The organism is Kribbella sp. NPDC051770, from assembly GCF_040681455.1.
Classification (GTDB): Bacteria; Actinomycetota; Actinomycetes; order Propionibacteriales; family Kribbellaceae; genus Kribbella.
On the sequence record NZ_JBFAYT010000007.1, the window covers coordinates 181691 to 195777 of the forward strand.

The window sequence follows — 14087 nt, forward strand, 5'->3', positions numbered from 1 at the left end:
CGCCGTACGGCGTCGCCCGGTGTGGCCTGTCCGCCTTCCTTCGGTGATGGCGTCGACTGCCTTCACAGGAGGCCCACATGAGGTCCAGAACCCGGACCCGTTCCACTCGACGTGCTGCCGTCGCCGGCCTGTCCGCCGGTCTGCTGGTCGCCGCCACGCTGCCCGCGACAGCGGCCGACCCGTCCCCCACTCCACCGACGAACTGGACCGCCACACCGTTGACGGTCGCCAGCACGATCAGCGGCGCCAAGTCGCCGAGCGGTCAGCTGGCCAAGAGCGACCCGGCTCTGATCAACAGCACGTCCGCCCAGCAGGTCCGTGTCGTCGTCAAGCTCGACTACGACTCGCTGGCGGCGTACCGCGGTGGGCTCAAGGGCCTGCCGGGGACCAGCCCGGCGGTCACCGGCAAGAAGCTGGAGCCGAAGAGCGCCAACGCCGCGAAGTACCTCCAGCACGTGACCGCGGTCGAGGACAAGTTCCTCGCCGCCCTGCGGGACAAGGTCCCGAGCGCTCGCGCCGGCCAGAAGCTCCGCACCGTGTACGGCGGTGTCGCGCTCAGCGTCGAGGCGAACAAGGCGCGCGACCTGCTGAAGCTGCCCGGCGTCGCCGCGGTCCAGCAGGACAACCCGCAGAAACTGCTCACCGACTCCAGCGCCGCGTTCATCGGCGCGCCGACCATCTACAACCAGTTGGGCGGCGCAGCCAGCTCCGGCAAGGGTGTCATCGTCGGCATCCTGGACAGCGGCGCCTGGCCCGAGCACCCGTCGTTCGCCGACCCCGGCACGCTGCCGGTACCGCCGCCGACCGTCGACGGCACCGCCCGGGTCTGCGACTTCGGCGACAACCCGCTGACCCCGGCCGCCGACGTGTTCGCCTGCAACCGCAAGCTGATCGGTGGACAGCCGTTCCTCGACACCTACAACGCGGTCGTCGGCGGCGACATCTACCCCGACTCCGCGCGCGACTCCAACGGCCACGGTACGCACACCGCGACCACGTCGGCCGGTGGACCGGTCGCGAACGCCAACCCGCTGGGCATCAACCGCGGCCCGATCGCCGGGATCGCGCCGGCCGCGGCCGTGTCGGTCTACAAGGTCTGCGGCGCCACCGGCTGCTTCCCGAGCGACTCGGCGGCAGCGGTCGGCCGGGCGATCCTGGACGGCGTCAAGGTGATCAACTTCTCGATCTCCGGCGGCAGCGACCCGTACAGCGACCCGGTCGAGCTCGCCTTCCTGGACGCGTACGCCGCCGGCGTGTTCGTCGCCACCTCGGCCGGCAACTCCGGCCCGGGCGCCGGGACGACCGACCACCGCAGCCCGTGGGTGACCACGGTCGCGGCGTCGACGCAGGCCCGGACCTTCCGCTCGACGGTGACGCTGGCCGGTGGTGGCGCGACCGCCACGATCTCCGGCGCGTCGATCACCGGCGGGGTCGCCACTCCGCGGCAGGTCGTGCTCGCCTCCGCACCGCCGTACAGCAACGCGGCCTGTACGACGCCCGCACCGGCGGGGATCTTCACCAACAAGATCGTCGCCTGCGAGTTCACGCCGGGACGCGTGATGAAGGGCTTCAACGTCCTGCAGGGCGGCGCGGCCGGCATGCTGATGTACAACACCACCGGCCCGTCCGACGTCTTCACCGACAACCACTGGCTGCCCGCCGTCCAGCTGGAGAAGCCGGACGCCGACGCGCTGCTCGCGTTCCTGGCCGCGCACCCCGGCAGCACTGCCTCGTTCACCCAGGGCACCAAGACCACCTGGCAGGGCGACGTGATCACGTCGTTCTCGTCGCGCGGTCCCGGCGGTGACTTCCTCAAGCCCGACGTCACCGCACCCGGCCTGCACATCCTGGCCGGCCAGACGCCGACGCCGGAGTCCCCGGCCGAGGGCCCGCCCGGGAACCTGTACCAGGTGATCGCCGGTACGTCGATGTCGTCGCCGCACGTGGCCGGCGCGGCCGCGCTGGTCTTCGCGCTGCACCCGACCTGGACCGCCGGGCAGGTCAAGTCCGCGCTCGGTACGACGGCCAAGACCGCGGTCAAGAAGCCGGACCGGGTCACCCAGGCCGACCCGTTCGACACCGGCAGCGGCCGGATCGACCTGACCAAGGCCGGCGACCCCGGTCTGACCCTCGACGAGACCGCCGCCAACTACGCGGCCGCGGCGACCGACGCACTGAACCGGATCGACCTGAACCTGCCGTCGATCAACGCACCCACGATGCCGGGCCTGATCACCGCCGAGCGGACGGTCAAGAACGTCACCAACCAGACGCTCACCTTCACCGCGACCGGAACCACGGTCAGCGGCGCGAACATCACCGTGCTGCCGCCGGTGTTCCAGGTGAAGCCGGGAAAGACGCAGAAGCTGACCGTCGCGATCACCGCGCCCGACGTACCGGACGGCCAGTACTTCGGGCAGGTCAACCTCAAGCAGGTCGGCGGCAGCCGGGCCCTGCACCTGCCAGTCGCGTTCTTCCGCCAGGAAGGCGTCGTACCGGTCGACCAGACCTGTACGCCGTCGACCATCGCACGCAACACCGGCCAGTCCACCTGCACGGTGACCGTGCAGAACAACAGCCTGCAGACCACGTCGGTGACGGCGGCGAGCACGCTCAGCTCGCAGCTGCGGCTGAACAGCGTCACCGGCGCGACCAAGATCGGCACGCAGATCGCGACCAAGACCGCGACCCTGGCCGGGCGTCAGCCGGACGCGCCGGCGATCGCACCGGGGGCCGGTCCGGCCCCGTACCTCCCGCTGGACGCGTTCGGCATCGCACCGGTGCCGATCGGCGACGAGCAGTCGATCAACTTCACCGTCCCGGCCTTCCAGTTCGCGGGACGCACCTTCACCAGCATCGGCGTCACCTCCAACGGCTACTCGGTCGCCGGTGGCACCACGGGGTCGGACGACGTGCAGTTCACGCCGCAGACGCTGCCTGATCCGGCCCGGCCGAACAGCGTGCTGGCGCCGTACTGGACCGACCTCGACGGGACCGGGGCGCCGGGCATCTTCGCCGGTACGCTGACCGACGGTGTGAGCGAGTGGCTCGTCATCGAGTGGCGGGTCAACCTGTTCGGGACCAGCAGCCAGAAGGTGTTCCAGCAGTGGATCGGCCTGAACGGCACCGAGGACATCTCCTACACCTACGACCCGGGGAACCTGCCGGGTGATCCTGGTCCGGCGTACGGGCTGACGGTCGGTGCGGAGAACTTCGAGGGGACGGCCGGCAGCCAGATCGCCGGTCCGCCGACCCAGGACCTGCGGGTCGTCTCGACGCCGGGCGCACCCGGCGGGTCGATGAGCTACACGATGAACCTCAAGGGCGTGCAGAAGGGGACCGGGTCCGTGACGACCGGGACCTCGACGCCGCTCGTCAAGGGCCTCACGATCGAGGTCGACAAGATCACCGTCAACTAGGTGCTCGTCGGACGGGCCGGATTCCTTCGGGGTCCGGCCCGTTCGGCGTTCGCGCCGGGTCCGGCTCGCTCCGGTGGCCTGTGGATGACGCTCGACGGGAAAAGCCCTTGTGCGGCTACTGTCTTGGGCATGAGCGAACTCGTGGTGGACGCCCCGATCGTGGCCGTCGTCGTGTACCCCGACCGCGCGCGGGTGACCCGCCGCGGGCGGATCACCGTGCCTTCCGGCGATCGGACCGTGCACGTCGACGGGCTGCCGCTGGCCTTGCAGGACGACTCCGTCCGCGTCTCCGGCCGGGGGCCGGCGACCGTGCTCGGAGTCGATGTCGCGATGCGGCACCATCCACAGGCGCCCGACGAAACCGTCGCCGAGCTGGAGCGGCAGCGCCGTGCGGCGCAGGCCGAGGTCGACGAGCTGGCCGACGCCGACGAGGTGCAGGCGCAGCTCGATCTTTTCCTGGCCCAGTTGGCCCGGCGGGCCGGTGGGACGTTCGCGCGGACGCTCGCGGGCGGCGAGGCGTCGGCCGATCTGGGCGAGTTCACCGACTCGCTGGCCGGGAGGTTGTCGGCTGTCCGCGGGCAGCGGCGGGAGCTGTCTCGACAGCGCGCGGAGGCTGAGGAGCGGCTTGCCGCTGTCGGGCGCCGGTTGGCTGCGGTCGCCGAGCAGCGCGCGCCTGATCGGCGGGTGGCTGCGGTCGGGCTGACGGTGGAGTCCGAGGCCGAGGTGGAGATCGAGCTGTCGTACGTCGTACCGCGCGCCGGGTGGACCAGCTCGTACGACGTCCGCCTGGTCGGGGACCGGCTGACGCTGAGCTGGTACGGGCTGATCACGCAGCACACGGGTGAGGACTGGCCGGAGTGCGACCTGACGCTGTCGACCGCGCGGCCAACGGTGACCGCGAAGGTGCCGGAGCTCGATCCGTGGTACCTGGATCGGTTCCACCCGCCGGTGCCGGTCGCTGCGGCGCCGGTACCGGCCGCTGCGCCGATGATGCGGCAGAAGGCTGTCGCGTACGGGGCGGCCGCGGCGGAGGACATGGACCTGGCGGTCGAGTTCCGGGAGTCCGCGGCCGTTGTGGAGCAGGGGGTCACGGCGGCGACGTACACGCCGCCGCGGGCGGTCGCCGTACCGGCTGACGGTGCGTCGCACCGGGCGACGATCACGTCGCTGGAGCTGGAGACCGAGCTCGACTACATCACCGCGCCGGTGCGCTCGACGGATGTGCACCTGCGGGCGACGGTGGTGAACTCGTCGGAGCACACGCTGCCCGCGGGGAAGGCTGCGGTCTTCCACGAGGCGGACTTCGTCGGGTCGACCGCGCTGCCGTTGTGGTCGCCGGGTGAGGACGTCGAGCTGGCGCTCGGGCTGGACGACCGGATCAGGGTCGAACGGAAGCTTGTTCGACGGACCGCGACGAAGGCGACGCTGGGCTCGACGCGGCGGCGTGAGGTCGAGTACGAGACGACGATCGAGAACCACACGCCGCGGGCTGCTCGGGTGACGGTGCTCGATCAGCTGCCGGTCGCGCGGGACCACGAGATCACGGTCAAACCTGTGAGGGCGGAGCCCGAGCCGGACGAGACGACAGAGCTTGGTGTTGTGACGTGGAAGCTCGAGCTGGAGGCCGGCGCGGAGACCGTGGTGAAGCTTGGGTTCCGGGTGGAGACCGGGAAGTCGGTGGACCTGACGGGGTGGCGCGAGTGAAGGGCTGAGCGAGCGGTGTCCCGCCGCGCGGCGGCGGGGCTTCGGCTGCGCGGCGGCGGGGCTGAGGTCTCGCGGTTTCCCTTGCTCCGGCGTACTTTCGGAGGTGGGGCGGCCGCTCTGGAACGGCCGCGGGGGCAGGTGGGCCGTGTTCGGTTTGGAGCTCAGGACCTTCGACCGCGAGTCCGCGCCGGCGGACGATCCGTTCGTGCGGTCGTACCTCGCGATGCGGCGCCGGATCGGGCTGCTCGGGTTCTGGTTGCCGTGGGTGCTGGTGGCGATCGACTGGCTGCTGATCGACGACCTGCGGGTGATCCGCGGCTCGATGAGCGCGTACTACCACTCGTCGGCGCGGGACGTCTTCGTCGGCGGGCTGTTCGTCACCGCCGCGTTCCTGGTCAGCTACCTGCGGGCGAAGCGGAAGACCTACGACTACTGGCTTTCGACGCTCGCCGGGTGTGCGCTGTTCGTCGTCGCCGTGGTGCCGACCGCGCGGTCGCTGAAGACGCCGGGCTTCCAGGTCGGCGCGGACAGCTGCGTCGTGTACACCGGTCCGCCGAGCTGCAGCGGCGTACAGGAGTTCCTGCACGAGGACACCGCGCGGCTCGTGCACGGGATCGCGGCGACGGTGTTCGTGCTGCTGCTGGCGGCGCTGTGCTTCGTGTTCGCGTTGCGCGAGTTCGGGTACGGGCCGGCGGCGCGAAGGCTGTGTGATCCCGCGGCGCCGGACGTTGTGCGGGTTCGGGAGCGGTTGAGGGAGCTCGGGGTCTCGCTGGGGCGGTACCTGTGGTCGGGCGTTCCGAACGGTCCGGCGCCGAAGAAGCGGGTGCGGTTGTATCTGGCGATGGGGGTGCTGATCCTGCTCGCCGGGGTGTGGGCCAAGTTCGGTGTCGCTTTGTCGTTCGCGGACCTGCGGCTCGGTAAGACGTACGTCGGTGAAGTGGTCGCCTTCCTTGCCTTCGGTGTTGCCTGGCTGGCGGCCGGGAAGGACCTGCACGCCAACAAGTTCGGCGAGATGCTGACCAGGCTGAAGACCTGAACTGTCGTAGGCGCGTGAAAGCATGCGGGGAAGACCCGATCGCAGAGGAGTCCGCATGTTGCCCTGGCGTGCCGAGCTGGCCGGACGGTTCGAGGAGTCGCCGTTCGAGAGCGACCTGCTGAAGGGGAACCCGCTCGGTGACCCGCATGTGCGCCCGGTGCTCGTCTACCTGCCGCCGGGCTACGACGAGTCCGACCAGCGCTACCCGAGCATCTACGTCGCGATGGGCTTCACCGGGCACCTCGGCATGTGGTTCAACCGGACGCCGTTCCGCCAGCCGTTCCCCGAGCTGCTCGACGCGATGTTCGCCACGGGCGACGTCCCGCCGGCGATCGTCGTGTTCGTCGACGCCTGGACGAAGTACGGCGGTTCGCAGTACCTCGACTCCCCGGGGACCGGGCGCTACAACTCCTACCTCTGCGACGAGATCGTCCCCTGGGTCGACGCGACGTACCGCACCATCCCCGACCGCGACCACCGCGCGATCACCGGCAAGTCCAGCGGCGGCTACGCCGCGATGGTGACACCGCTGCTGCGCCCCGACGTCTTCGGCGCACTCGCGACCCACGCCGGGGACGCCGCGTTCGACCTCTGCTACCGCCCCGAGTTCCCCGTCCGCGCCAAACAACTGCGCGACAAGTACGACGGCTCGTACGAGAAGTTCTTCGCCGACATCGAGGAGCGCGCCGGACGCACGACCTTCCAGGACCTCGGCCCACTCGAGCTCTACGCCTACGCCTCGGCGTACTCAGCCGAACCCGACGGAACGGTCCTCCTCCCCTTCGACGACCTCGGCGAGATCATCCCCGAGGTCTGGAACCGCTGGCTCGCCCTCGACCCGGTCCTGATGCTCAACCAACCCCAGTACGCCGACGCGCTCCGCTCACTGCGCGCGGTCTGGATCGACGCAGGCAAACAGGACGAGTACCACCTCGACCTCGGCGCCACCGCCTTCGACCGCGCCGTCCGCACGATCGGCGGCCCGGCCGTCCACTTCGAGCTGTTCGAGGGCACCCACGCCGGAATCGAGTACCGCTACCCGCTGGCGGTTCGCTGGTTGTGCGAGCAACTCACGGCGTAGTGCCGCTGATCCGAGTGGTGGAACTCATGTTTCCCCGCGGGGCCGGGCGGCGATGATGGTTGCGGACTTTCGCCGCGTGGGAAGGGTGAGTGGATGACGTCGGGTGAGTGGTCGTTCGAGGATGATCTGGGGCAGCGCGTCGAGCTGGCGGCGGTGCCGCGGCGGGTGCTGGCGTACGGGCAGGCGGCGGAGACGCTGGTTGCGCTCGGGGCGCCGGTGGTCGGGTTCTTCGGGTCGCAGCATCAGGCGGACAGCGGAGCGGCGGGAGCTGTTGGAGGGTTGCCGCTGGTCGGTGCCGGCGACGCGGTCGACCTCGAGCAGGTGAAGGCGCTGGAGCCTGATCTGGTGGTGAGCGTCAGCTACGCGGGTGAGGTGTACGGCGTGTCCGAGGCCGTTGCTGCGCAGCTGCGCGAGGTCGCGCCGGTGGTGCTGATCCGGATCGCCGGGGACGTGTCGCTCGCGGGCGTCATCGGCCGGTTCCACGCGTTGGCCGGCGCGCTCGGTGGTTCGGTGGACGACGACGAGGCGGCGCTGACCGCTGCGTTGGAGAAGCTGCAGGGTGCGCCGCAGCTCCTGGCGCTCTCCGGCGGTACGCCGACCGACGCGTACGTCGCCAACCCGGCGTACTGGCCGAGCCTGCGGCTGCTCGCCGACGCGGGCGTCCCGTTCGCGCCGACGAGCGCGAAGGGTGGCTGGGAGGTCGTCCAGTGGACCGACCTCGGCGCCACGCATCCCGCCGACGTGCTGCTCTACGACCAGCGCGGCAACTCGCTCGGCGCGGAGCAGCTCGCCGGGATCCCGTCGTGGGGCGAGCTGCCCGCCGTACAGGGCGATCGTGTGCAGCCCTGGAATCCCGAGCCGGCCTTCACGTTCGCGGCCGCGGCGGCTTTCGTCGACGGGATTCCTCGCTAGCTTGGGGACATGACTCAGGTGTACGGCGAGACCGGTCCGGTAGTCCTCCTGCTCCCCGGTGGAGCTGAACGGGCCGAAGGGTTCTTTCCCGGTCTCGTCGAAGGCCTGCTCGACGACCCCGGCTGCCGGGTGATCGTGCACGACCGGCCCGGCACCGGCCGATCGGTGGCCGAGGGCAACCTCACGACGGCGCCGCTGCACCTGCACCGGCTGCTCCAGGAGTTCGATCCGGCGGTCGTCGTCGGCCAGAGCCTCGGTGGTGCGGTGGCGACGCTGCTCGCTCGCCAGTACCCCGAGGACGTCGCCGGGCTGGTGCTGATCGACTCGACGCCGGTGATCGACCCGACGCTGAGCCGGCGGATCGAGACCGTTGCCCGCGTCACCGGTCTGCTCGGCCGAGTCCCCGGGGTACGTGAAGGTCTTGCGGCCTTGGTACGCCGTTCGCTGGAACGCGCCGCCACCGATCCGAAGACCAGGCCCGACTGCGCGGCGGCGTACCGGGCGACCGAGCTCGACTTCGGGAAGCTCGACCGCGCGGTGCACGGTCTGGCGGCGCTGTCGGAGGGTTTCGACCTCGCCGATCTGCCGAAGGTCCCTTCCGCCGTGATCACCGCCGACCGCAAGCCGTCGGCCGCGATCCGTCGGAGCCACGAGCAACTGGCGACGGCGCTCGGCGCCGACCTGCTCACCTGGCCCGGTGCCTCCCACTCCGCCCACCTGACCCACCCCGACGAGGTCCTCGCCGCGACGCGCGCCGTCGTACGCCGAACGCTGGGCTGAAAACTCCTGTGTTTCTTGGTGATTAGCGCGGATAACTGCGGGTACCGACAGGAACACAGGGCGTAACGATGTTGCGCAGGGCAAGCGAGAGCGAAGGGCGGTACCCCTCATGAAGCGCATGGCCAGAGCAGTCGCGGTCGTCTCCATCGCGGTCGCCGCGTTCGGCGGCACCGCCACCGCCGCGAACGCACAGACCACCGGCATCCAGGCCGAAGGCGAGGTCTCCTGCGGCTACGACTTCGACAAGTGCCACCTGCAGTGGTTCGACTACGGCTTCGTCAAGAACTACATCGTCAGCAAGATCTACTACCGCGGCGGCGGCTACCACTTCTACTGGTGGAACTGACCCGGCGACCGGCCGAAACACCTACCCGACGTACGTCAGGGTCTCGGTGAGTGGGGCTCGGCCGGTTCGTGGTGCCGGGGTGGACTCGTAGCCGATGGACATGCCGCAGAAGAGGGTCAGGTCGGTGGGCGGGGAGAGGATGTCGGCGACCGTGCGGTGGCACTTGGCCCAGGCCATCTGGGTGCAGGTGTGCAGGCCTTCGTCGCGGCAGAGCAGCATGACGGTCTGCAGGTACATGCCGACGTCGGACCACTGGGCGGGGCCCATCTCGCGGTCCAGGTAGCAGAAGAGGGCAGTCGAGGCGCCGAAGCAGTCCCAGTTCGCGATCGCGGCGCGGTGCCGGGCCTCGAGATCGTCGCGGGGGATGCCGAGCGCGCCGTAGCGCTGCTCGCCGAAGGCCGAGCGACGGTCCCGGTACGGCGACTTCAGCGCCGGCGGGTACTGCTGGTACTCCGGTTCGTCGAACGGGTCACCCGCCGCCACCCGTTCGCAGGCGCGCTTCTTCAGCTCCGCCAGCGGCTCGCCCGTCACCACGTACGCGTGCCAGGGCTGCAGGTTCGACGCGGACGGCGCCCAGGCCGCCGCGGTCAGGACCCGGTCCAGCGTCCGGCGCGGGACCGGTCGGTCGGTGAACTCGCGGACCGCTCGGCGGCTGGTGACTGCGTCGTAGACGTCCATGACTCCTGTCTCTTTCAATCGACTGATTATGTATCAGATGAGAAGGTATCATTCGATACGATCAAGAGAAGCCGATCTGAGGAGACCCCTGATGCCCACGTTGCTGCACCTCGACTCGTCCGTGTTCGCCCGCGAACGGTCCGCGTCCCGGGCCGTCACCGACACCTTCCGCCGGACCTGGCAGGAGCAGCACCCGGACGGCACGGTCGTCTACCGCGACCTCGCCGCCGCACCGGTGCCGCACATCACCGCCGACGCCTACACCGCGGGCCTCAGCGACCCGGCGAGCCACTCCCCCGAGCAGACGGCCGCGCTGGCGGCGCGGCTGGAGCTGATCGAGGAGCTGGAGCAGGCCGACGCCGTACTGCTCGGTGCGCCGATGTACAACTACGCGATCCCGTCGACGCTCAAGACCTGGCTGGACAGCGTGATGCTGCCGGGCCGGACCTCCGGCGACGCGCCGTCGTCGAAGGGCACGCCGGTGGTCGTGGTCGCCAGCCGCGGCGGCTCGTACCGGCCCGGTACGCCGCGCGAGGACTGGGAGTTCGTGCAGACCTACCTGCGCAAGGTGCTCGGGGAGAGCCTCGGCCTGGACGTCGAGTTCATCGTCCCGGAGCTGACGATGGCGCCGAAGATGCCCGCGATGGCCGAGCTGATCCCGCTGTACGAGCGCTCCCGTGAGCAGGCGCTCGAGGACGCGGTCACCAAGGCCAAGGAGCTGGCCGAGCGACTGGCGTCGTAGCGGCTACCCGGCCGGGTAGGCGAGCTTCGTGAGCAGCTGGACCAGCTGCTCACGCTCGCCGTGGTCGAGCCCGGCGACCAGTCCTTCGGCCGAGGGCTCCGCCGCGACGTGCGCGGCGTCGAACAGCTCGATCCCCGCCGGCGTGATCGCCACCGACCGGGCCCGCCGGTCGCCCGGCACGGCCTGCCGCTCAGCCAGGCCCTTGCGTTCGAGATCGTCGACGATCCGCATGATCCCCGCCTTGTCCGTCCCGGCCGCGGCCACCAGGTCCCGCTGCAGCGTCGGCCCTTGGTTGACCAGCACGATCAGGACGGAGAAGTGCCGCAGCTCGATCCCCAGCGGGCGGAGCGCCTCCGACATCAGCGCACCGGCGCGCGCGTGCGCCTGGCGCAGCAGCAAGCCGAGCGCGAACGGCGAGGCGTCGCCGGGACCGTCGGTCGCCCGGCCGGCGCCGGTACGACGAGGTGCGGTCATGCGCGCCATCGTACCGACGTGGTTCAGTGCCGGGCGGTCGGGCGGAGCTGTTTGCGGGAGGTGATGTCGAGCTTGGTGAACACCTTGCGGAGGTGCCACTCGACGGTGTGCTGGCTGAGGAACATCTGCGCGCCGATCTCGGCGTTGGTGAGGCCGGCGCCGGCCAGCTCGGCGATGTGCGCCTCCTGCGGAGTCAAGCTGTCGGTGGCGCGGTCGGTGCGGTGGCCGACGGCTTCGCCGGTGGCGACGAGCTCGTGACCGGCGCGGCCGGCGAAGGCGTCGGCACCTGACGTGCTGAACATCTTGTACGCCGTCCGCAGCTGCGCCCGGGCGTCCTGACGGCGACCCTCGCGACGCAGCCACTCGCCGTACACGAGATGGGCGCGGGCCAGCTCCATCCGCATCCGGGTGCGGCTCAGACGCTCGATCGCTTCCTCGTACGACGACTCGTCGGCGTCGGTGCCGAGCAGCGCCTTCGACCGAGCCAGTACGCCGAGCGCCCAGTCGGTGCCGCAGGCCTCGGCCATCACGCGAAGCCGTTCGAACCCCTCGGCAGCCAGCTCCGGCCGGCCGCTGCGGGCAGCTGCCTCGATCAGCTCAGGCAGCGCCCAGCTCGCGATGCTCAGCTCCTCCGGGAACGCCGACGCCTCGCGAGCCGACGCGAGCGCCTTCTGGTACTGCGCCAGGCCGTTCTGCAGGACGGCCTGCGCGTAGTGCGCGTTCGCGACGCCGTTGCCCTCGCCGCGCGACTCGGCCTCCTGCGCGCTGCGGGTGATCCGCGCCGAGGCCTCCTCCGGGTGCCCGCGCCAGGCCGCCAGACAGACCTCGCCGTACGGCGCGAGCGCGGCCCCGGTCAACTCGTTGATGGTCTGGATCTCGGCGACCAGCGCCGCGGCCTTGGCGATCTCGCCGGAGAACAGGCTCAGGTTGATCCGGTGGTTCAGCACGTACGGCAGCTCGGTCAGCGCGCCGTTCTCGCGGGCGATGCCGAGGTTCCGCGCGGTCAGCACCTCCCACTGCTCGTCGTCCCAGAGGTTGAGGGCCAGCAGCGACCCGTGCCCGAGCCAGTACATGTCGTCGCTGTCCGCCGGTCCGACCGCGCGGGCGAACGCCCGGACGGCGTCCCGCGCGGGCTCGATCCCGGCTGGATACCCGTCCGTGTAGAGCACCGCGATGCCCTGCAGCACGAGGTCGCGCTTGCGACTCAGGTCCGGCGCGGGCAGCTGCCGGGCCGCGCGGGCGACAGCGGTCAGGCCCGTCTCCCCCGCCATCCGCCCGGCGAACAGCGCGGCGCCGAGCGCGTTCAGGTAGGTGTCCCGCGCGAGATCCAGGTCGATCGGTTCGAGCCGGCGGGCGGCCTCGACGAGCAGCGGCGGCGCTTCGACGCCGTGCCCGGAGAACAGCGTGACCTGGGCGCGGACGAGATTCACCCGGGCGCTGTGCGCGGGATCGTCCGATCCTTCGCCGGCCGTGACGAGGAGCCGGAGCGCGGTCTCGAAATCGCCCGCACCCATCGTCGCCTGGGCGGCGGCCAAGGCGCGGGTCGCCCGCGTCGCCGCGTCGGGCGTGAGGTCGGTCGCGCGTTGCAGGAACGCCGCCGTCGCGGCCATCCCACCGCGACGCTGCGCGCGGTCGGCGGAGCCGACCAGCTCGGCGGCGATCTCCTCGTCGGGCCCGGCAGCGCCGTGAGCGCGGTGCCAGGCCCGGCGGTCCGGGTTCAGCTCGGGGTCGATCGCCTCCGCGAGCGCTTGGTGAGCGCGCCGGCGGGCCGCGGGGTCGGCGACCCGGTTCGCGGCGGAGCGCACCAGCGGATGGCGGAAACGCACCGTGGTGCCGATGTCGATCAGCCGGTCCGCCTCAGCCGGAGCGGCGGCCGTCACCGGGATGTTCTGGATCGCCAGCGCACGGATCAGCAGCGGTACGTCGCCGACCGGTTCGACGGCAGCGGTCAGCAGCAACTGCTGCGTCTCCGGCGGGAGCGCCTGGACCCGGGTCACGAAGCTCTGCTCGATCTGGCTGGGCAGCGGCCGGGTGTCGAGGCGCTGGAAGCCACCGGCCAGCTGACTCGCGGTCAGACTCCGCGGCAGCTCCAGCAGCGCCAGCGGGTTGCCGCGCGTCTCGGCGACGATGCGATCCCGGACCCGTACGTCGAGCCGCCCGGGAACGACGGAGTCGAGCAGGTCGGCGGCGTCGTGGTCGTGCAGACCGCCGACCGCCAGTTCGGGGAACGCGTGCCACTCGGGTCCGGCGACCGGCTCGCGCAGCGCGAACACCAGGCCGATCCGGTCCGCGAGCAACCGCCGTCCGACGAAGGTCAGCGCCTGGACGGACGCCTGGTCGAGCCACTGTGCGTCGTCGACCACGCACAGCAGCGGCGTACTCTCCGAGCTCGACGAGAGCAGGCTGAGCGCGGCCGCGCCGACCAGGAAGCGATCCGGTGGTCCGCCGAACTCGAGCCCGAAGGCGACACCGAGCGCGGCGCGTTGCGGCTGCGGCAACTGGTGGTCGCGCTCGAGCAGGGGTGCGCACAGCTGGTGCAGCCCGGCGTACGGGAGCTCCATCTCGGACTCGACGCCGGAGGCGCGGACGACGTGGCAACCCTCGGCGCGCGCGGCCAGGTAATCGAGCAGGGCGGACTTCCCGATCCCGGCCTCACCACGGACGACCAGCACCTGCCCGTGGCCGGTCCGCACGCGCGCCACCACGTCGTCCAGCCGACCACACTCCGTCCGGCGCCCGCGGAGCTCGGGCTCCGAACCGACGATCGACACGGTCATCACCCCAGCCCGAGGCTAGCCCCGGAATCCGCAGTCCCGATAGACGTCACCGGCTCGATCACTCCCTGTTGCGGGCCGACCGCAACGAGTTCGAGCAGAGCCGGCAACAGAAGTCAACCGACGTTGACTTCTCTTGTA

11 protein-coding genes are annotated in these 14087 nt (G+C 71.0%); 8 read left to right on the forward strand and 3 right to left on the reverse strand.

The genetic code is table 11. The annotated features are described in order from the left end of the window. Positions 1-77: 77 nt before the first annotated feature. The 7 genes from AB0M01_RS23665 (at position 78) to AB0M01_RS23695 (ending at position 9278) form a co-directional block, all read left to right on the forward strand. Positions 78-3419: a S8 family serine peptidase gene (locus AB0M01_RS23665; RefSeq protein ID WP_363672903.1), complete on the forward strand. Its 3342-nt coding sequence runs from the start codon at positions 78-80 to the stop codon at positions 3417-3419. 129 nt (positions 3420-3548) lie between these two features. Beyond that, positions 3549-5123, forward strand: coding sequence for a mucoidy inhibitor MuiA family protein (locus AB0M01_RS23670; protein WP_363672905.1), 1575 nt, complete (start codon positions 3549-3551; stop codon positions 5121-5123). 145 nt (positions 5124-5268) lie between these two features. Next, complete coding sequence (locus AB0M01_RS23675; RefSeq protein ID WP_363672907.1) at positions 5269-6159, forward strand: hypothetical protein; 891 nt, start codon at positions 5269-5271, stop codon at positions 6157-6159. A 55-nt stretch (positions 6160-6214) separates the two neighbouring features. Beyond that, on the forward strand, positions 6215-7240 hold the full coding sequence (locus AB0M01_RS23680) for an alpha/beta hydrolase-fold protein (RefSeq protein WP_363672909.1): 1026 nt from the start codon (positions 6215-6217) through the stop codon (positions 7238-7240). A gap of 93 nt (positions 7241-7333) precedes the next feature. Next, positions 7334-8152: an ABC transporter substrate-binding protein gene (locus tag AB0M01_RS23685; protein WP_363672910.1), complete on the forward strand. Its 819-nt coding sequence runs from the start codon at positions 7334-7336 to the stop codon at positions 8150-8152. A gap of 9 nt (positions 8153-8161) precedes the next feature. Next, complete coding sequence (locus tag AB0M01_RS23690; protein ID WP_363672912.1) at positions 8162-8932, forward strand: alpha/beta hydrolase; 771 nt, start codon at positions 8162-8164, stop codon at positions 8930-8932. A gap of 118 nt (positions 8933-9050) precedes the next feature. Further along, positions 9051-9278, forward strand: coding sequence for a hypothetical protein (locus tag AB0M01_RS23695; RefSeq protein WP_363672914.1), 228 nt, complete (start codon positions 9051-9053; stop codon positions 9276-9278). 21 nt (positions 9279-9299) lie between these two features. Here the strand turns inward: AB0M01_RS23695 and AB0M01_RS23700 are convergent, their stop codons facing one another. After that, the gene (locus AB0M01_RS23700) at positions 9300-9956 is read right to left on the reverse strand and encodes a nitroreductase (RefSeq protein ID WP_363672916.1); all 657 of its coding nucleotides are present in this window, start codon (positions 9954-9956) and stop codon (positions 9300-9302) included. Positions 9957-10047: 91 nt separating this feature from the next. Here AB0M01_RS23700 and AB0M01_RS23705 point away from each other — a divergent pair, with 91 nt between their 5' ends. Further along, positions 10048-10698 carry an NAD(P)H-dependent oxidoreductase gene (locus AB0M01_RS23705; RefSeq protein ID WP_363672918.1) on the forward strand — a complete coding sequence of 217 codons (651 nt, stop codon included), beginning with the start codon at positions 10048-10050 and terminating at the stop codon, positions 10696-10698. Positions 10699-10701: 3 nt separating this feature from the next. On the opposite strand, the gene AB0M01_RS23710 is transcribed toward AB0M01_RS23705, so the two are convergent. After that, positions 10702-11172, reverse strand: a complete 471-nt coding sequence (locus AB0M01_RS23710; RefSeq protein ID WP_363672920.1) for a MarR family winged helix-turn-helix transcriptional regulator — start codon at positions 11170-11172, stop codon at positions 10702-10704. Between the two features lie 23 nt (positions 11173-11195). Continuing rightward, entirely contained in the window at positions 11196-13949 is a 2754-nt protein-coding gene (locus AB0M01_RS23715; protein ID WP_363672922.1) for an AAA family ATPase, read from the reverse strand. Positions 13950-14087 lie beyond the last annotated feature (138 nt).

Coding starts and splice junctions, on each gene's coding strand:
- AB0M01_RS23680 (WP_363672909.1), top strand. CDS start 6,215: ATGTTGCCCTGGCGTGCCGAGCTGGCCGGACGGTTCGAGGAGTCGCCG.
- AB0M01_RS23695 (WP_363672914.1), top strand. CDS start 9,051: ATGGCCAGAGCAGTCGCGGTCGTCTCCATCGCGGTCGCCGCGTTCGGC.
- AB0M01_RS23700 (WP_363672916.1), bottom strand. CDS start 9,956: ATGGACGTCTACGACGCAGTCACCAGCCGCCGAGCGGTCCGCGAGTTC.
- AB0M01_RS23685 (WP_363672910.1), top strand. CDS start 7,334: ATGACGTCGGGTGAGTGGTCGTTCGAGGATGATCTGGGGCAGCGCGTC.
- AB0M01_RS23665 (WP_363672903.1), top strand. CDS start 78: ATGAGGTCCAGAACCCGGACCCGTTCCACTCGACGTGCTGCCGTCGCC.
- AB0M01_RS23705 (WP_363672918.1), top strand. CDS start 10,048: ATGCCCACGTTGCTGCACCTCGACTCGTCCGTGTTCGCCCGCGAACGG.
- AB0M01_RS23710 (WP_363672920.1), bottom strand. CDS start 11,172: ATGACCGCACCTCGTCGTACCGGCGCCGGCCGGGCGACCGACGGTCCC.
- AB0M01_RS23670 (WP_363672905.1), top strand. CDS start 3,549: ATGAGCGAACTCGTGGTGGACGCCCCGATCGTGGCCGTCGTCGTGTAC.
- AB0M01_RS23715 (WP_363672922.1), bottom strand. CDS start 13,949: ATGACCGTGTCGATCGTCGGTTCGGAGCCCGAGCTCCGCGGGCGCCGG.
- AB0M01_RS23690 (WP_363672912.1), top strand. CDS start 8,162: ATGACTCAGGTGTACGGCGAGACCGGTCCGGTAGTCCTCCTGCTCCCC.